Raw genomic sequence first — 17,287 nt, 5'->3', positions numbered from 1 at the left:
TGTCCGTTGCTATCGTGATTGCGGTGCACGCACCGTGATACCTTCCGCCTCCAGCGCGGCGCGGATGCGGCGGGCAAACCCGGCCGCACCCGGCTGGTCGCCGTGGATGCAGAGCGTGTCCGCCCGGACCGCCACGTCCACGCCACCCAGCGAGCGCACCACACCGTCGCGCACCATGCGCAATACCTGCGCGATGGACGCCTCCACGTCGGTGATCATGGCGGCGGGATGGCTGCGCGGGGTCAGCGAGCCATCGTCCTGATACGTGCGGTCGGCAAAGACTTCCTGCGCCACCGCGAGTCCGGCCTCGCGCGCGGCCGTGACCAGCGCGGAGCCGGCCAGGCCGTAGAACACCAGCGACGGATCCACATCGCGCACCGCCTCGCACAGCGCGCGCGCCATGACGCCATCGCGCGCGGCCTGGTTGTACAGCGCACCGTGCGGCTTCACATGCACGAGCCGGCTGCCGGCCGCGGCGGCAAACGCCTGCAGGGCGCCAACCTGGTAGACCGTGATGTTGTAGACCTCCTCGCGGCCGAGCTGCATGGCGCGCCGTCCAAAACCCTGCAGATCCGGAAAGCCCGGATGCGCGCCGAGCGAGACGCCGAGCGCACTGGCGGCGCACACGGTAGCTGCCATGGTCTGCGCATCGCCTGCGTGAAAACCGCAGGCGATGTTGGCGGAGGTGACATGCGACAGCACGGCCGCATCGTCGCCAAGGCGGTAGATGCCGAAGCTCTCGCCCATATCGCTGTTGAAATCGATCTCATCCATGCGCGTGCTCCCCTGCCGTTTGCGTATCCATGGCGTCGAATACTGCGTCTTGCAGCATGGCAAGGCGTTGGGCTTCCGGCAGATCGATCAAGGCAAAGCGCAACGTCTCGCCCGGTATCTTTTGCGCCAGGCGCGGCAGGTCCACCGCGCACACATGGGCAATCTTGGGATAGCCGCCAGTGGTCTGGCGGTCCGCCATCAGCACGATGGGCTGGCCGTCGGGCGGCACCTGGATCGTGCCGAAGGCCACGGCCTCGGACAGCATCTCGGCAGGCGCAGCCAGCGCGAGCGGCAAGCCTTCCAGGCGATAACCCATGCGATCCGATTGCGCGCCAATGCGAAACGGCTCGCTGACAAGCGCATGCCTGGCGGCGTCGGAGAAGCGCGCCCATTCGCGCCCGGCGACGATGCGTACAGGCTGATCGGGCGCGGTGAGGACATCGGCCGGAAACGCCGGAAGCGCCGGAAACGCCGGGAAACCGGCATCGCGGACCGGTGCGGGCACGCCGCCACGCAAGGCAATGCGGTCGCCCTTGCGCAACGGCTTGCCGGCCGCGCCGCCATAGCCGCCGCGCACAAAGGTGCTGCAACTGCCCATCACCGGCGTCAGCGCAAAGCCGCCCTGCGCCGCAAGGTAAGCGCGCAGGCCGCTGCGGCGCTTGCCGAAGGCAAGCACCGCGCCTGCGGCGACGGGCACCGCACGGTTCATCGGCACGGGCGCGCCGTCGAGCATGGCATCCAGATCCGCGCCGCACACGGCAATCACGGCCGGCACATGGAACCGCAGCGTGGGGCCCATCAGCGTGATCTCCAGCGTGGCTTGCGCCGCGGCGTTGCCGGCCAGCGCGTTCGCCAGCCGGTGGGCGCGCTCGTCCATGGCGCCATTGGCCGGCACGCCGAGTTGCTGGTAGCCGTTGCGGCCGAGATCCTGGAAGGTGCTCAACGCACCGGGCTTGATGACTTCGATGCTCATGGTTGCACGCCTCCGCCCGCCAGCATGGATTCGAATACGTCGGAAGAGATCGGCACGAAGCGCACACGATCGCCGGCGGCCAGCAGGCACGGCAACGCGCGATGCGGGTCAAACAGCGCCACGGGCGTGCGCCCGATCAGGTTCCAGCCACCCGGCAAGGTCATGGGATAGATCACGGTCTGCCGATTGGCCAGGCCAATCGAGCCCGCCGCCACCGCGGTACGTGGCGTGCTGCGGCGCGGCGGCGAAAGGCGCGCGTCGAAGCGGCCCACATAGGGATGCCCCGGTGCGAAGCCCAGCATCAGCACATCGACCGGCTCGGCACTATGCAGCGCGATGACCTGCTCGGGCGACAGGCCACAGGTGGCTGCCACATCGTCCAGGTCGGGACCGTGCTCGCCCCCATAGCAGACGGGAATATCGATCACCAGCGGCGCGCCCGCGTTTGACGAAAGCCCTTCGCACAGGAGTTCGCCGATCATGGCCGAAAGCGCCTCGAACGGGGCGCTGGTACCCATCGCGCGGGCCACGGCAATCGGCTGGTAGTGCACGCCCACGGTGGTCAGGGCGGGCACGATGTCGGTCACGCCGGGCAAGGCCGCGGCGGCGATCCGCACCGCTGCCGCGCAGGCTTGGCGATTGATGGCGATTTCCGCCACCGTGCCGAACTCGACAATCAGGCAGCGATCGCCGGACGGCGCGATCCGCCAGGACGCTTGCGCGTCCGGCGCGGCGTGTTGCGTGTCCTGCGCGATCATGCCCGCACCGCCACGGCGGATGGCGCGGGCACTGCCACCGGCGCGGCCGACTCGCCCACCAGCACCGCCAGCTCGCGCTCCACAAAACCGGTATCGACGCGGCCGGCCCGGAAGTCCGCATGGTCCAGCACGCGGCCAAGGAACACGGCGTTGTGCCGGATGCCTTCGATCACGGTTGCACCGAGCGCCGCCTGCATGGTGGCGATGGCGGCTTCGCGGTCGGTGCCATAGGCAATCAGCTTGGCGATCATCGGATCGTAGAACGGCGTGATCGCATCGCCCTGGCGCACGCCGGTGTCCACGCGCAGCCCGGCCATGCCCGCCGGAAGGCAAAAGCGCGCCAGCTTGCCCGGCGATGGCATGAAATGGCGCGCCGGGTTCTCGGCATAAAGCCGGCACTCGATGGCCGCGCCTGCCCGCCGGATATCATGCTGCGCGCTGGGTGCGAGCGTGCCGGCGGCGAGCCGGATCTGCGCCTGCACCAGGTCCCAGCCGGTGATGGCCTCGGTCACGCCATGCTCCACCTGGATGCGCGTGTTCATCTCCAGGAAGAAGTACTCGCCGCTGTCCGCGTCGAGAATGAACTCGACCGTGCCCGCGCCGCTGTAGCGCTGGTGCGCGGCCAGCGCCACCGCAGCCGCGCTCATGCTGGCCAGCACGGCGGCCGGCACATTGGGCGCCGGGCTTTCTTCAATGATCTTCTGGAAGCGGCGCTGCACCGAGCATTCGCGCTCGAACAGGTGCACCGCCGTGCCGTCACCGAAGCCAAACACCTGCACCTCGATATGCCGGGCGCGCGGCACGTAGCGCTCCAGGTAGATGCTGGCGTCGCCAAAGGCCTTCAGGGCCAGCGCCTGGGTGGACGCCACCGTGGCCGCCAGCGTGTCTGGCCCGTCGACGCGTTTCATGCCGATGCCGCCACCGCCGCCGGCGGCTTTGACCAGCACGGGATAGCCAACGCGCCGGGCCTCGGCGTGCAGGCGCGACAGGTCTTCGGGCAGGAAGCGGATACTGCCGGGCAGCACCGGCACGCCGCACGCGGCGGCAATATCGCGGGCGCGGTTCTTGTCGCCCATGTTCTCGATCGACTCGACGCACGGGCCGATCCACTGCATGCCTTGCGCTTGCGCCGCACGGGCAAACGCGGTGTTCTCGGAGAGGAAGCCATAGCCTGGGTGCACGCCATCGGCGCCATGCGCCGTGCCCGCGGCGAGCACCGCCTCCACATTCAGGTAGCTCTGCGCCGCCGGCGCGGGCCCTACCGCGACGGCAATATCGGCCATCTCGCAGTGCAACGCGCCGGCATCGGCGGCGGAATGCACGGCGATGGTTTCCATGCCGAGCGCCTGCGCGGCGCGGATGATGCGGCAGGCAATCTCGCCACGGTTGGCAACCAGGATTCTTCGCATATCGACTAACTCTTGCAGCTACTGCGTGGGGGCGATGCACGCGGGGCGGGTAAGCCCTGCCCCCGCGTGCGGCGGCCGGCCTTGTGGCCGGTCTCACTCTGGTCTGACGTGGATCCGATGTGGATCCGACGTTCGTGTTACTTGGCGAACAGCGAAGCGATATTGGCAAAGGCCTTGAGCTCCAGCGCATTGCCCGACGGATCGAGGAAGAACATCGTGGCCTGCTCGCCTACCTCGCCCTTGAAGCGGATATGCGGCTCGATGATGAACGACAGGTTGGCGGCCTTGAGCTTGTCGGCAGCGACATGCCACTGATCCATCGGCAGCACCACGCCAAAGTGGCGCACCGGCACGGCATCGCCATCCACGGCGCTGGTGTGGCGGTGGCCTGCTTCTTCCGGCGCCAGGTGGGCCACGATCTGGTGGCCGTAGAAGTTGAAATCCACCCAGTCCGGCGCGCTGCGCCCTTCGGGGCAGCCCAGCAGGTCGCCGTAGAATTCGCGCGCGGCGGCGATGCTGTGGACGGGGAAGGCAAGGTGGAACGGGGCGAGGACGGGAGTGATTTCGCTCATGGCGCTTGGGGATCGAAGTGTTCGAAGTGTTGTGTGGGTCGGGTCTTGGCCCGCCGCCGGCAACGCCGGCCGGTGAACCAATGAGGGAAAGTCTAGGCATGGCAACCAATTAAAAAAAGCGATATATTTTTGACCTTAGCTACACGAAAATTGATGAAACGATCATGCTGCGCGAATTCAAGACCTTTATCGCCGTAGCCCGGCACGGCACCTTTGCCAGCGCGGGCGCGCGCATCGGGCTGACCCAGTCGGCTGTCAGCGCGCAGATCCACCGCCTCGAGCAAGAGCTTGGCTTCTCCCTGTTCGACCGCACGGGCCGCTCGGCGCGGCTGAACGCCGCCGGCCGGGAAACCCTGGCGCTGGCGGAGGAACTGATGGCGCTCTACGCGCGCATCGGCGAGCACGGCGGCGCCACGGAGCGCAGCGGCATGGTGCGGGTGGGCTCGATCGCCTCGGCCCAGGTGTCGTTCCTGATCGACGCGATGGCCGCCTTCCGCGCCGAGCTGCCCGGCTGCAGGATCCGCGTTGTGCCGGGCGTGTCCCTGAACCTGCTTGGCCAGGTGGATGCGGGCGAGATCGATATCGCGGTGATGATCCGGCCTCCCTTTGCGCTGCCGTCGGAGCTGGAGTGGCGCACGCTGGTGATGGAGCCGTTCGTGCTGCTGGCGCCGGCCGCCATGGCAGGCCAGGCCTGGAGCGACGCGCTGGAATCCGCGCCCTTTATCCGCTATGACCGCAGCTCGTTCGGTGGCCGGCTGGTCGACCAGTTCTTGCGACAGTCGCGGCTGGCGGTACAGGACGCCATCGAGCTGGACGAGCTGCAGGGCATCGTGCAACTGGTGGCGCGCGGCCTTGGCGTGGCGCTGATTCCGCAAACGGCGGCGCAAGGCCCTTGGCCCCACGGCGTGACTGCCCTGCCGCTTGGCGACGATACCTTTCACCGCGAGATCGGCCTGGTGGAGCGGCCACGCCATAGCCGTCAGCCGGTGGCAAGCCGGCTCGCCGAGTACATCAGCGAGGCGGCGTCGGGCAGCAAGGTGTAGGCAGGCGCACATCCCGGCCGCCACCGGCTTGCACGATGTCGCCCCCCCTCCCGCGCGCCCCGCGGCTGCCTGACACGCGAGGCGCAAGGTTGTCCCCTCGTTAGGGGGATATGGGTTGCACCCGCATCCCGGCGTAATCTCTGCTCATGATTGGCACGCTGAATCCATCCGACGCGGCATGACGATGTCCCGCGCGGGTCATGCAGGCTTGCCTTATAAAAACAGAGAGGTCTCAGGGAATGCATAACGATAGCGACGCAAAGTCGCGTAGCGCCAATCGGGTCAATGCGCGCAACGGCGGTGGATTCTCTATCAGATTCATCCGGCCACAAGTGCGTGAGATGGTGATGGAGGTGTCCGCGCGCCTGGGCGTCGTCCTGTTGCTGAGCCTGTTCGCCTATAGCGCTTACGCGCAGTGGCGCCTGGCGCCCGAGCGCATCACCTTGCTGCTGCTCGTGGTTGCCACGGTGCTGACCGTAGGTTTGTCGCTGTTCTCGCGGATCCCCGAAAGGCGCGACATGCGCCCCTTGAGCTTTGTGATGTCGATTGGCGGCAGCTTCTACTATCTCGGGATCGAACTCGACCCCGGCGTTCGCCTTGTCCCCGAGACAGTCGGCGCAACGCTGGAAATCACCGGCATCCTGTTCCAGCTATTCGCCAAGCTATCGCTGCGCGGCTCCTTCGGCATCCTGCCCGCCAATCGCGGCGTGGTGTCGCGCGGCGCGTACCGGCTCGTGCGCCACCCCATTTATCTCAGCTATCTGGTGACGGACCTTGGCTTCCTGCTGGCCAACTTTGGCTGGCGCAATGCACTGCTCTACGGCGGCCTTTATGCCTTGCAAACGGGCCGGATGTTCAGGGAAGAACAACTCCTGGGCCAGGATCCCGCCTATCGCGCGTATCAGGCCAATGTGCGATATCGCGTCATTCCCGGCGTGTTTTAAGTGGCGCTAGGGATTACCCGGCTCGCCCCCCTGGATTGGGAAAATTCTAATATCAGATCCGGAAATATCTAAATACCCGAACACCGGAATGCCAACGATGATCATAGCCAAGGATCTGGGGGGATCGATTGCTCCCCGATTCCTGCAAAAGCCCGCCGATCGCAGACATCCGCCAGACCGGCAGGCCCCACCATCGACGTGTTCAAGGAGACGCTAATGATTCCACGGCTAGTATCAACAGCCAGCTTGGCGCTGCTCGCCTTTTTCGCCGCCGGCAGCGTCGGCGCGCAACAGCAGCCGATGAATGCAAAGGAAGCCAAGGCAAAATTCGCGGAAAAGTTCGCTGCTGCCGACACTAATCACGACGGCAAGCTGACGAAAGAGGAAGCGGAGGCCGGCATGCCCGAGGTCTACAAGAATTTCGACGCGATCGACGCCAAGAAGAAGGGCGAGATCACGCAGAAGCAGATTGGCGCGTACTGGGCGGCCAAGTCCAAACAGCGCACTGCGGCGCAAAATCCGGGAAGCCTGAACTGAGCTGACGGCGCTGGCCCTCAAGGTAGGGTCAAGGCGAGTTCCCCGGCGTGCTGGCCAGAACCAGGCCAGTGCCGGGGAGCTTTAGTGCTTATTTAGTGCTTATTTAGTGCTTATTTAATGATGGACGGTCCCTGGCGATATTCCAGTCAGGTCAGGAGGTTGAAGGCGAACCCTAGCGCAATCGCGCCGCCTAGCGCTTCCACTGCCGCCAGCGCGAGAAGGTTTTTCAAAACGAATGCATCGTCCTGCTTGGTCACCATGGTGTTGTCTCCTGAAGTAGGAATCCACGGCTGATCATTTGTGGAAAGCACGGCAGTATCTGTTCCACACGCCAGCCACGTCTCAACTCGCTTTCAGTAGACCGCAACGCGGCGCTGGCGAAAAGCTGGCATAAACCCCTATTCAGGCCAGCGGGCTGAGACCGCGCGCGCAATCAACGCACTTTCCCAAGCCCTCACCTCTCCCCTACTGCAGCACAAAGCCCTGCTCCCGCACAGCTTGCGAATCCAGCCCGATCTGGACCTTGAACTCCCCCGGCTCGGCGGCATAGTCAAGTTTGGCATTGAAGAACTTCAGCTTGTCCTCATCGAGGGCAAAACGCACCACGCGCTCCTCGCCTGCCTTGAGCATGAGCTTGTGGAAGTCCTTCAGTTCCTTCACCGGCCGCACCACGGAAGCGGCAACGTCCTGGATATAGAGCTGGACCACGGTTTCGCCATCGCGCTGCCCGGTGTTCTTCACCGTCACGCTCGCCTCGATGCGGCCACCGCGCGGCATGGTGGGGCTCGACAGCGTGATGCCGGATACGCTGAAGTCCGTATAGCTCAGTCCGTAGCCGAACGGGTACAGCGGACCGGACGTTTCCTCGAAGTATTGCGAGGTGTAGTTTGGCGGCTGGCCCGGCACGAACGGGCGCCCGATACGCAGCTGGTTGTAGTAGGTGGGGATCTGCCCGAGCGAGCGCGGGAAGGAAACGGGCAGCTTGCCCGAAGGGTTGTAGTCCCCGAACAGCACGTCGGCAATGGCATGGCCGCCTTCGGTGCCGGCGTACCAGGTCTCGAGCACGGCGTCGGCGTTGTCCTTCACCCAGTTGATGGTGAGCGGGCGGCCGTTCATCAACACCACCACCATCGGCTTGCCGGTGGTCTTGAGCGCCTTGAGCAGCGTCTCCTGGCTGCCCGGCAGCGACAAGGTGGTACGACTCGAGGCTTCATGCGACATGCCGCGCGACTCGCCCACGGCCACCACGATCACGTCGGCGCCGCGCGCTGCCGCCACGGCTTCGGCAATCATGTCCCCCGGGGCACGCTTATCCTGGACAATCTCGGGCTTGTCCCAGTTCATGAAGTTCAGGTACCCGACCACGCCAGCGTCGTCGGTCACGTTCGCGCCGCGGGCATAGACCACGCGGCCATTGCCGCCGAGCGCGTCGCGCACGCCTTGGAGCAGCGTCACCGTCTGCGCGGATTTGCCGGCAGCCGACCAGCTCCCCATGGTGTCGATGGGCGCATCGGCCAGCGGCCCGACGAGCGCGACCGTGCCGGCCTTCTTCAGCGGCAGCGTGCGCTCGCGGTTCTCGAGCAGCACCAGCGACTTGCGCGCGGCGGCGCGTGCGGCCTCCCGATGCAGGCGGCTCGGCGCGTCGACGTCGGCCGGGTCCTGCTCCGCGGCGCCGATGCGCTTGAAGGGTTCCTGGAACAGTCCCAGGTCGTACTTGGCGCCCAGTATCTCGCGCACCGCGTCGTCAATGACGCGCATGGGCACTTCGCCGGATTTCACCAGTTCGGGCAGGTGGTCCCGGTAGGCGGAGTCGTGCATGCTCATGTCGACGCCGGCCAGGATGGCGAGCTTGGCGGACTCGCGCGCATCCTTGGCCACGCCATGCTTGGTCAGCTCGTCGATGGCCCCGTGGTCGCTCACCGTGATGCCCTTGAAGCCCCAGCTCTTGCGCAGCAGGTCCCGCAACAGCCATGTGTTGGATGTGGCCGGCACGCCGTTGATCGAGTTCAGCGCAATCATGACGCCGCCGGCGCCGGCATCGATGCCGGCGCGGTACGGCGGCAGGTAGTCCTGGTACATGCGCAGCGGGCTCATGTCGACCGTGTTGTAGTCGCGCCCGCCTTCCACCGCGCCGTACAGCGCGAAGTGCTTGACCACCGCCATCACGCTATCTGCGTTGGCCAGGGAGGTTCCCTGAAAGCCCCTGACGCTGGCCTGCGCGCACAGCGAGACCAGGTACGGATCCTCGCCAAACCCTTCCGACGTGCGCCCCCAGCGCGGATCGCGCGAGATGTCGACCATCGGCGCGAAGGTCATGTCGAGGCCATCCGCGCTGGCTTCGATGGCCGAGACGCGCGCGCTCTGCGCCACGGTTTCCATGTCCCAGCTCGATGCCAGGCCCAGGCTGATCGGGAAGATGGTGCGTTGCCCGTGCACCACGTCGTAGGCGAAGAAGATGGGGATCTTCAGGCGGCTGCGCTCCACCGCCGCCTGCTGCATCGGCCGGTTGTCCTTGCGCGTCACCGAGTTGAACGTGCCGCCTACCCGGCCCGCCGCGATCTCCTTGAGCAATTGGGGCTGGGGCATGTCCTCGCCGATGCTGATCAGGCGCAATTGCCCGATCTTCTCCTCCAGCGTCATCCGTCCTATGAGATCGGCGACGAAGGCATTCTTGTCGCCAGCGGCAGCCGGCGCGGTACCGGCAAGAACCGGCGAACAAACCAGGCTGGCCGACAGGGCCAGCAAAGAGAGCATTCTCATCTGAGTGTTATCCAGGTGGCGCGACAAGGTAGCTGCCCCGCAGGTGGTGCGCGTTTCCTGCCTGACAGGCACGTGAAGCGAAATACGCTATCGTTTATCTTTCTGCACTGCGAGCGCAGTTTACCGCCACTACACTATCTGCTGCCGCCGCATGTGACGCGGCAGCCTTGCTTAACCTGTTTTTCTGGAGAGATTCGTGGTTCTTGCCGTCATCGCCGCGTCGTTTCGTAACAAGATGCAAATCGCCTTGCCAACGCTGCTGGCCGCCGGGGCGTTGCTGGCGGGCAGCCAGGCCAGCGCGTTCTCCCTGGACGACGTGGTGCCCCGCGCCAAGACCCTGGCCGACAAGCCCTATGCCGCACCGGTCAGCAACCTGCCCCCGGTGTTCAGCCAGATGCAGTTTGCCGACTACATCAAGATCCAGCCCCAGCGCGACAACCTGGAGTGGAAGGACCAAGGCACGCCGTTCCGCCTGGGCTTCTACCACCAGGGCATGCAGTTCGGCAGCCCGGTACGCATCAACGAGATCGTGGGCGGCGCGGTCCATGAGATCAGGTACGATCCCGCGCGCTTCGACTTCGGCGACCTGAAGCTGGACAAGTCCGCGACCGGCAAGCTCGGCTATGCCGGCTTCCGGGTGCTCTACCCGATCAACCGGGCCGACAAGCTCGACGAGATCATGAGCGTGCTGGGCGCCAGCTACTTCAGGGTCATCGGCAAGAACCAGGTCTATGGCCTGTCCAGCCGCGGCCTGGCCATCGATACCGGGCTGCCCGTCGCAGAGGAGTTTCCGGCCTTCCGCGAGTTCTGGATCGAGCGGCCGGATCCACAGGACAAGCACCTGGTGTTCTATGCGCTGCTTGATTCCCAGCGTGCCACCGGCGCCTACCGCTTCGATCTCTACCCCGGCGAGGACGCGGTCCTCAAGGTGCAGGCGCGCATTTTCCTGCGCGGCCCCGTCGCCAAGCTCGGCGTGGCGCCACTGACCAGCATGTTCCTGTTCGGGCCGAACCAGCAGCGCGACCAGTACAACTTCCGCCCGGCCCTGCACGACTCCAACGGCCTTGCCATCCATACCGGCAGCGGCGAATGGCTGTGGCGCCCGCTGAACAATCCGCGCAACCTCGCCATCAGCACCTTCCAGGTCACCAACCCCAGGGGCTTCGGCCTGCTCCAGCGGGGCCGCGAGTTTTCCTCGTATGAAGACCTGAAGGACCGTTATGACCTGCGGCCAAGCGCCTGGATCGAGCCCCAGGGCGACTGGGGCAAGGGCAAGGTCGAGCTGGTGGAAATCCCCACGCCTGACGAGACCAACGACAACATCGTCGCCTTCTGGACGCCGGACCAGTTGCCGCCCAAGGGCCAGCCCCTGAAGGCGGACTACACGATGCACTGGACCCTTGACGAGCGCGCCCTGATGGACAAGAACCTGGCCTCGGTCAGGCAGACGCTGCGCTCCGCAGGAGAAATCACGCAGGCCAACCTGATCCGCCACCTGGATGGCAGCACAGGCATCGTGGTTGACTTCGAAGGCCCCGTGCTGGCGAGCCTTCCCCCGGGCACGCAGGTGGGCGCGCAGGTCAGCGTGAGCAGCAACGCCGAGATCATCGACAGGGTGGTGGAACCCAATCCCGTCATCAAGGGCTGGCGGCTGAACCTGCGGATCAAGGTCAAGGATCCGAAGCAGGTGGTGGAAATGCGCGCGGCGCTGGTGTCCGGCGACAAGACGCTGAGCGAAACGTGGAGCTACCAGATGCCGCCGTATTCGGTCGGCGGCAAATAATACGGGCAATACGAAATACGACCGCCTGTTGCGCCGTGCCGCCCCCCCGTCCTGCGCCTGGCGTCCCGGCTCAGGCGAGCGCGCCGCGGGTCGCCGGCATCACGGTCTGCACCGACGCGGCAAAGCGCTCGACGATGCGGTCGATATCCTGCGCCGTGCAGATGAACGGCGGCGCAAAGAGCACGTGGTCGCCCCGCACGCCATCCACGGTGCCGCCCATCGGATAGATCAGCAGCCCGTTGTGCATGGCGGTGGACTTGAGCCGGGCATGCATCTTCAGGGCGGGGTCCAGCGTCGCCTTGGTCTCGCGGTCGGCCACGAACTCCACGCCGACAAAGAGGCCGCGGCCGCGGATGTCGCCAACGTTGGGGTGGTCGCCCAGCGTTTCGCGCAGCCGCGCGCGGAGCTGCTCGCCGCGCGCCAGCACGTTCTCCAGCAGATGGTCCCCGGAGATGGTGCGCTGCACGGCCAGTGCCGCCGCGCAAGCCGTGGCATGGCCGATATACGTGTGCCCATGCTGGAAGAAGCCGCTGCCGCCCACCACCGCGTCATAGATGCGGCTGCTCGATATCATTGCACCGATCGGTTGATAGCCCGCGGCCAGGCCCTTGGCGATGGTCACGATATCGGGCACCACGCCATCCTCCTCGCACGCGAACAGGTAGCCGGTGCGGCCCATGCCGGACATGATTTCGTCGAGGATCAGCAGCACGCCGTACTTGTCGCAGACAGCGCGAATACGCCTGAGATAGTCCGCCACCGGCGGCACCGCGCCGGCGGTCGCGCCCACCACCGTCTCCGCCACGAACGCGGCGACGCTCTGCGGGCCAAGTTCGAGGATCTTGGCTTCGAGCTCGTCGGCCAGGCGCTGCGCGTACTGCTGGTCGGTCTCGCCCGCTTCCTGGTCGCGGTAGGCGTAGCACGGCGCCACATGGTGCGCCGGCACCAGCAGGGGCAGGAACGGCTCGCGACGCCATGCATTGCCGCCGATGGCCAGCGCCCCCAGCGTGTTGCCATGGTAGCTCTGGCGGCGCGCGATGAAGTGGCGGCGCTGCGTTTGCCCGATCTCCACGAAATACTGCCGCGCCAGCTTCAACGCGGCCTCGACCGCCTCCGAGCCGCCCGAGACAAAGTAGACGTGGTTCAGATCGCCGGGCGCCGCTTGCGCCAAGGTGCGGGCCAGTTCTTCCGACACTTCGGTGGTGAAGAACGACGTATGCGCGTAGGCGAGCGAGTCGACCTGCTGCTTGATCGCCTCGATCACCCTGGGATGCCCGTGGCCCAGGCAGGACACCGCGGCCCCGCCCGAAGCGTCGATATAGTGCTTGCCATTGCTGTCGATGAGCTCGATGCCCTTGCCGGAAACTGCCACGGCAAGCGTCTGGCGGGGATTGCGGTGGAATACGTGGGTCATGGTGTCTGGTGTGGAAACGAAATGTCGAATTAGGGACGCGGGCGGTGCGTCAGAACCTGGCCGGAAAATGCCGGGATAACGTGTGTGTTTTCCCACACGCGCTGGCCATTGACCCAGACGCCGTGGATGCCCTCGCTGAGGCGGATCGGATCCTCGAAGGTGGCGTGGTCCTGCACACGTTGCGCGTCGAACAGGACCAGGTCGGCGAACTGGCCGGCCCGGACTAGCCCGCGGTCCGTGAGTCCGTATTGCTCGGCGGCAAGCCCGGACATCTTGTGAACGGCTTGCTCAAGCGTCATCAGCCCGGACTCACGCACCATCCGCGCGAGGATGCGCGGGAACGTACCCCACTGGCGCGGGTGGGGCCGTGGGTCGAACGGGAGCCCGTCCGAGCCAAAGATGGTCAGGGGAAAGCTGGCGATGCGCTCGACGTCCGCTTCATCCATGATGAAGTAGATGGCGGCGGCGGGCTTCAGCCGTTCCAGCAGGCCATGTTCGTCCAGCCCCAGCGTCTGCATGAGTTCCTGGAAATCCCGGCCGCCCGCTTCCGGGTAGCCTTTGGACCAGGTGATCATGGTGCGCGTGGATTGCCGTACGCGATCCAGCCGGAGCATGGTCGAGGTTGCGGGATAGGGATGGCAGTCCAGGCATAGCGGCTGCAGCCTGGAGGCTTTCTCCAGGATGGCCAGGGTCTCCACGGAGCGGCCATGATTGCGTTTGCCCGCTACCTTGTGATGCGAGAAGACGATGCGGCAATCCAGCGCCCCACCGATCCTGAGCGCCTCTTCGATCGAGGGCACGATATCGTCGGTCTCGTCACGCAGGTGGGTGGAGTAGATGCCCCCGAATGCCCGCAGCGGCTCGCAGACCTGGATGATCTCCTGCTCCGTGGCGGCAGCGGCCGGCGGATAGAAGGTGCCAGTGGATACGCCGAAGGCGCCTGCCTGCATGGCTTTTTCCACCTCCACGCGCATGGCGGCCACTTCCTGCGCATTGGCCTCGCGGCTCACGTCCGGCATGGCCTTGACGCGCAGCGTCGAGTGGCCGAGCAACGGCACCACGTTCACGTTGGCCGGCTTGGCGCGCATGGCATTCAGCCAGTCGGCGAACTCGGCGAACCGGAACAGTTCCGCCGGCCCCAACAGGTCCAGTGGCTGTGGCGGATCGCCGATGACCAGCGGCGCCACGCTGATGCCGCAGTTGCCTGTCACCACCGTGGTGATGCCCTGCGAAACCTTGGGTTCCATCTCCGGATGCACCAGCAGGTACCCGTCGTCGTGCGTGTGGGAATCGATGAAGCCCGGCGCCAGCACGCGGCCCGCCGCGTCGATCACTGCCCTGGCCTGCATGCCGGCCAGGTCGCCGACGGCAACGACCCGGCCGCCGGCGACGGCGACATCCGCGATCCGCCGCGGCGCGCCCGTGCCATCGACCAGCGTCGCGCGCCGAAACAGCAAATCTGCAATGCTGGCGGCCTCCATGGGTAATGCCGACATGACTTCTCTCCCCTGCTTACCGTGGTTCGATTCCCGCTTGCTTGACAACCTCCGCCCACCTCACGCCCTCCAGGGCCGCAAAGCTGGTCCGCGCCTGTGCGCCTGTGCGCATTGGGGCCGCGAACTTCGCCTTCAAGGCGGGACCGGCCAAAGAAGCGCTGCCGGCGTCGGTGAAGTATAAGAAAGCGCGCCCGCTTATGCAACATATGTTTCTTTGCAAATCAATGAGATTCACTCGATTCATTCCGCACCAAGCCACGCCGGAGGCACGCCCCGTGCGTCGGGTGACTAGTTGTGCAACAATCGTTACATCCGTCAATCAGGACACCACCCATGCCTACCGAAGTCTCCATGCCGCCGCAGAGCCTGGATGAACTACTTGTTCATCTCCGGGAGAACTTCGCTACGCTTAGTACGCAGTTCCAGGGCGGGGCGCGCTACCTGCTCGATCATCCGCAGGAGATTCCCATCCTGTCCATGCGCAAGATTGCCGCGAATGCAGGTGTCCAGCCGGCCACCCTGGTGCGCCTGGCGCAGTTCCTTGGCTTCGAGGGCTGGCAGGGCCTGCGCGAGCTCTTTGTCGAGTCGATCCGCGGCGGCCCGCAGCCCTACGCCAAGCGTGCCAAGAAGCTGGTACGCGAGAGCGGGTCAAGCCGGATGCTCACGGAAATGCTCGACGCCCAGCACCGCAACCTGGACCTGACCGGGGCCAACAATGCCGAGTCGATGCCGCAGGCTGCTGACCTGCTCAGCGCCGCGCCCAATGTGTATGTAGCGGGCTTTCGCTCGTGCTACCCCATCGCGTTCACCCTGCACTACGTGTATCGGCTGTTTCGCCCAACGGTGCACCTGATCCGTGGCGATGCGGGCACGCTCGAGATGGAGCTGCGCGCCCTGACGGCCAAGGATGCCGTGGTGGTCGTGAGCTTTGCGCCCTACTCGCAGGAGAGCATCCGCGTGGCCGATGCCGCGCGCGAGGCCGGCTGCCGCGTGGTGGCCCTGACCGACAGCACCGTGGCGCCGATTGCCTTGCATGCCGATTGCACCCTGCTGTTTTCCATCGACAGCCCGTCGTTCTTTCCCTCCATCACGGCCGGCGTGGCGGTGGCGGAAGCCCTGGTCGAGCAGTTGCTGGCCAAGAAGGGCAAGGGCGCGATCAAGGCGCTCGAACTCGCCGAAGGCCAGTTGCACCAGACCGGCGCCTATGTCCCGGCCAGGCGGGGCTAGCTGGCCGGACATGCGCTAGGCGAGCTGGCTGCAGCCGGCCCGCGCATTGCGGCAAAGCCCTTGCGCTTCCAGGAACAACGCCACGTCCAGGCACCTAGTTTCCTGCCACGGCGGCGCGATTAGCTGTACGCCGAGGGGCAGGCCGGCCACGGCGCAAGGCGCGGCGACCACGGGCAGCCCCGCCAGCGAGACAGGGCGAGTCAGGTGGCCGGCATCTGCGCGCGGCACGTAGCCCCGCTTGCTGCCAGCGATCTGCTCCGCCCCGATCAGGGGTGCGGCGTACGGCGTGGTGCACGCCAGCAGCAGGTCAACCTCGTCGAACAGTGCTTCCAGCTTTTGGCGCCACACGGCCTGGTAGGCCTTGGCCAACTGGTACCAGCCCTCGGGGATGGACAGGCCGGCCAGCATGCGCCGGCGCACAAAGGCGCTATAGCCAGGATGGCGCTCGGCGAATCCGCGCTGAACATGGTTGCGCCCGACTTCAAACGCGGAAATGATCGACGCGGCGTCGCGTGCAAGATCGGCTTCGGGTAAATCGATCTTCCGTACAGCATCAAACGCCGAGGCAACGCGCAGCACGGCATCCTGGGCCTCGTCCTGCGCGAAATCGCCAAAGCCGGCTTGCAAAATCCCCACGCGCAGGCCAGCCATCGACACGCCGGCAGGCCGCATCGGCTCGCCGGGTCCGGGTCCGGCTCCGGCTCCGGACCCCAGCATCGCGCGGTACGCCATTGCCAGCCCGGTTGCATCCGAGGCCATCGGACCCACCGCGTCCAGGCTCTCGGCATACGGAAAGCACCCTTGCGCCGAAATGCGGCCCGTGGTCGGCCGCAGGCCCCAGATGCCGCAGAACGACGCCGGCGCGCGAATGGATCCGTTGGTATCGGACCCGATGCCAATCGGTGCGATCCCGGCTGCAATCGCCGCGGCGGTGCCCGCCGACGATCCGCCGGCGATCCTGGACGGATCCAGCGGATTGCGCACCGGTCCGCCGATCACGTTCTCGCCAGTAGCGCCGCAGGCATACTCGTCCATCTGAGTCAGCGCCACCGGGATCGCGCCGGCCGCCATCAACGCCTGCACCACGGCGGCGCTGCGGGTGGCGGGCGGCTCGTTCGCCCGCGCATGGGCGCCGGCAAGCGTCGCGTGGCCTGCCACGTCCAGCAGGTTCTTGACGACAAAAGGCACGCCAGCCAGGGGAAGCGGGGCCTCGCCGGCGAGGCGGGCCGTGTCACAGGCGCCTGCGCCGACAATGGCCTCCCGCGCCAGCAGCCGGGAGACACAGTTCAGCGACGCCACCTGCGCCGCCCTGGCAAGGCTGGCCCGAACCACGTCTTGCGCGGTATGACTCCCGCCGCGGAGCTGCGCCGCGATGCCAGTGACGGACTGCAAATCAAGCGCCATCGCCGCCCCCCACCCTGCTCCGCGCCTGCCCGCTTGCCAAGGCATTGGCAAGCCCCTGCGCCATGCCCTCCATGCCCTGCACCAGCGCCACAACAGCCTCGATATCCTCCGCCGAAACCGGCGGCCGGACTTTGCCGATGGCCGTATCGACGGCAGCCAGCAGTTCCGCCTGCGTCATGCGTTGCGTCGCCAT

At 66.2% G+C, this 17,287-nt stretch carries 15 protein-coding genes; 5 read left to right on the top strand and 10 right to left on the bottom strand.

The window, feature by feature from the left end:
• Positions 1-9: 9 nt before the first annotated feature.
• From AC07XB_RS15440 to AC07XB_RS15420, 5 genes are all read right to left on the bottom strand, one after another.
• Positions 10-774, bottom strand: a complete 765-nt coding sequence (locus AC07XB_RS15440; protein ID WP_492826985.1) for a LamB/YcsF family protein — start codon at positions 772-774, stop codon at positions 10-12.
• Entirely contained in the window at positions 767-1,747 is a 981-nt protein-coding gene (locus AC07XB_RS15435; RefSeq protein ID WP_492826983.1) for a 5-oxoprolinase subunit C family protein, read from the bottom strand. The genes AC07XB_RS15440 and AC07XB_RS15435 overlap by 8 nt, the downstream gene beginning before the upstream one ends.
• Entirely contained in the window at positions 1,744-2,505 is a 762-nt protein-coding gene (pxpB, locus tag AC07XB_RS15430) for a 5-oxoprolinase subunit PxpB (protein WP_492826981.1), read from the bottom strand. Before pxpB ends, AC07XB_RS15435 begins: the two co-directional genes overlap by 4 nt.
• On the bottom strand, positions 2,502-3,914 hold the full coding sequence (locus AC07XB_RS15425) for an acetyl-CoA carboxylase biotin carboxylase subunit (protein WP_492826980.1): 1,413 nt from the start codon (positions 3,912-3,914) through the stop codon (positions 2,502-2,504). Before AC07XB_RS15425 ends, pxpB begins: the two co-directional genes overlap by 4 nt.
• A 137-nt stretch (positions 3,915-4,051) precedes the next feature.
• Entirely contained in the window at positions 4,052-4,486 is a 435-nt protein-coding gene (locus AC07XB_RS15420; RefSeq protein WP_253930999.1) for a VOC family protein, read from the bottom strand.
• 164 nt (positions 4,487-4,650) lie between these two features.
• Here AC07XB_RS15420 and AC07XB_RS15415 point away from each other — a divergent pair, with 164 nt between their 5' ends.
• The 3 genes from AC07XB_RS15415 to AC07XB_RS15405 all read left to right on the top strand — a co-directional run bounded on the left by AC07XB_RS15415 (position 4,651) and on the right by AC07XB_RS15405 (position 7,010).
• Positions 4,651-5,529: a LysR family transcriptional regulator gene (locus tag AC07XB_RS15415; protein WP_492372744.1), complete on the top strand. Its 879-nt coding sequence runs from the start codon at positions 4,651-4,653 to the stop codon at positions 5,527-5,529.
• 239 nt (positions 5,530-5,768) lie between these two features.
• Positions 5,769-6,473, top strand: coding sequence for a methyltransferase family protein (locus tag AC07XB_RS15410; RefSeq protein WP_492372743.1), 705 nt, complete (start codon positions 5,769-5,771; stop codon positions 6,471-6,473).
• Positions 6,474-6,689: 216 nt separating this feature from the next.
• Positions 6,690-7,010 (top strand): calcium-binding protein, encoded by a 321-nt coding sequence (locus AC07XB_RS15405; RefSeq protein ID WP_492826976.1) that lies wholly within the window; start codon positions 6,690-6,692, stop codon positions 7,008-7,010.
• 465 nt (positions 7,011-7,475) lie between these two features.
• Here the strand turns inward: AC07XB_RS15405 and bglX are convergent, their stop codons facing one another.
• On the bottom strand, positions 7,476-9,764 hold the full coding sequence (bglX, locus tag AC07XB_RS15400) for a beta-glucosidase BglX (RefSeq protein ID WP_492827033.1): 2,289 nt from the start codon (positions 9,762-9,764) through the stop codon (positions 7,476-7,478).
• Between the two features lie 241 nt (positions 9,765-10,005).
• Here bglX and AC07XB_RS15395 point away from each other — a divergent pair, with 241 nt between their 5' ends.
• Positions 10,006-11,553 (top strand): glucan biosynthesis protein G, encoded by a 1,548-nt coding sequence (locus AC07XB_RS15395; RefSeq protein WP_492811402.1) that lies wholly within the window; start codon positions 10,006-10,008, stop codon positions 11,551-11,553.
• A 70-nt stretch (positions 11,554-11,623) separates the two neighbouring features.
• Here AC07XB_RS15395 and AC07XB_RS15390 read toward each other — a convergent pair whose 3' ends face one another.
• Both AC07XB_RS15390 and AC07XB_RS15385 read right to left on the bottom strand, forming a co-directional pair.
• Complete coding sequence (locus AC07XB_RS15390) at positions 11,624-12,967, bottom strand: aspartate aminotransferase family protein (protein WP_492372742.1); 1,344 nt, start codon at positions 12,965-12,967, stop codon at positions 11,624-11,626.
• A gap of 29 nt (positions 12,968-12,996) precedes the next feature.
• Positions 12,997-14,463: an N-acyl-D-amino-acid deacylase family protein gene (locus AC07XB_RS15385; RefSeq protein ID WP_492372741.1), complete on the bottom strand. Its 1,467-nt coding sequence runs from the start codon at positions 14,461-14,463 to the stop codon at positions 12,997-12,999.
• A 333-nt stretch (positions 14,464-14,796) separates the two neighbouring features.
• On the opposite strand from AC07XB_RS15385, the gene AC07XB_RS15380 reads away from it, so the two are divergent.
• A complete protein-coding gene (locus tag AC07XB_RS15380) occupies positions 14,797-15,690 on the top strand; it encodes a MurR/RpiR family transcriptional regulator (protein ID WP_492372740.1) in 894 nt (297 codons plus the stop codon).
• A gap of 15 nt (positions 15,691-15,705) precedes the next feature.
• Here AC07XB_RS15380 and AC07XB_RS15375 read toward each other — a convergent pair whose 3' ends face one another.
• Positions 15,706-17,094, bottom strand: a complete 1,389-nt coding sequence (locus AC07XB_RS15375; RefSeq protein ID WP_492826975.1) for an AtzE family amidohydrolase — start codon at positions 17,092-17,094, stop codon at positions 15,706-15,708.
• Positions 17,084-17,287 carry a hypothetical protein gene (locus AC07XB_RS15370; protein WP_492826973.1) on the bottom strand — a complete coding sequence of 68 codons (204 nt, stop codon included), beginning with the start codon at positions 17,285-17,287 and terminating at the stop codon, positions 17,084-17,086. The genes AC07XB_RS15375 and AC07XB_RS15370 overlap by 11 nt, the downstream gene beginning before the upstream one ends.

It is taken from the genome of Cupriavidus sp. GW821-FHT02F09 (assembly GCF_059421605.1).
Note: the sequence above shows the minus strand (reverse complement) of the source record. Positions and strands in the feature narration are given on the sequence as shown.

Excerpts from the sequence above, each read along its gene's own strand:
- AC07XB_RS15415 (WP_492372744.1), top strand. The coding sequence starts at position 4,651 with ATGCTGCGCGAATTCAAGACCTTTATCGCCGTAGCCCGGCACGGCACC.
- AC07XB_RS15420 (WP_253930999.1), bottom strand. The coding sequence starts at position 4,486 with ATGAGCGAAATCACTCCCGTCCTCGCCCCGTTCCACCTTGCCTTCCCC.
- AC07XB_RS15435 (WP_492826983.1), bottom strand. The coding sequence starts at position 1,747 with ATGAGCATCGAAGTCATCAAGCCCGGTGCGTTGAGCACCTTCCAGGAT.
- AC07XB_RS15385 (WP_492372741.1), bottom strand. The coding sequence starts at position 14,463 with ATGTCGGCATTACCCATGGAGGCCGCCAGCATTGCAGATTTGCTGTTT.
- bglX (WP_492827033.1), bottom strand. The coding sequence starts at position 9,764 with ATGCTCTCTTTGCTGGCCCTGTCGGCCAGCCTGGTTTGTTCGCCGGTT.
- AC07XB_RS15390 (WP_492372742.1), bottom strand. The coding sequence starts at position 12,967 with ATGACCCACGTATTCCACCGCAATCCCCGCCAGACGCTTGCCGTGGCA.
- AC07XB_RS15395 (WP_492811402.1), top strand. The coding sequence starts at position 10,006 with ATGCAAATCGCCTTGCCAACGCTGCTGGCCGCCGGGGCGTTGCTGGCG.
- AC07XB_RS15440 (WP_492826985.1), bottom strand. The coding sequence starts at position 774 with ATGGATGAGATCGATTTCAACAGCGATATGGGCGAGAGCTTCGGCATC.
- AC07XB_RS15370 (WP_492826973.1), bottom strand. The coding sequence starts at position 17,287 with ATGGCGACGCAACGCATGACGCAGGCGGAACTGCTGGCTGCCGTCGAT.
- AC07XB_RS15410 (WP_492372743.1), top strand. The coding sequence starts at position 5,769 with ATGCATAACGATAGCGACGCAAAGTCGCGTAGCGCCAATCGGGTCAAT.
- pxpB (WP_492826981.1), bottom strand. The coding sequence starts at position 2,505 with ATGATCGCGCAGGACACGCAACACGCCGCGCCGGACGCGCAAGCGTCC.
- AC07XB_RS15405 (WP_492826976.1), top strand. The coding sequence starts at position 6,690 with ATGATTCCACGGCTAGTATCAACAGCCAGCTTGGCGCTGCTCGCCTTT.
- AC07XB_RS15375 (WP_492826975.1), bottom strand. The coding sequence starts at position 17,094 with ATGGCGCTTGATTTGCAGTCCGTCACTGGCATCGCGGCGCAGCTCCGC.
- AC07XB_RS15425 (WP_492826980.1), bottom strand. The coding sequence starts at position 3,914 with ATGCGAAGAATCCTGGTTGCCAACCGTGGCGAGATTGCCTGCCGCATC.
- AC07XB_RS15380 (WP_492372740.1), top strand. The coding sequence starts at position 14,797 with ATGCCTACCGAAGTCTCCATGCCGCCGCAGAGCCTGGATGAACTACTT.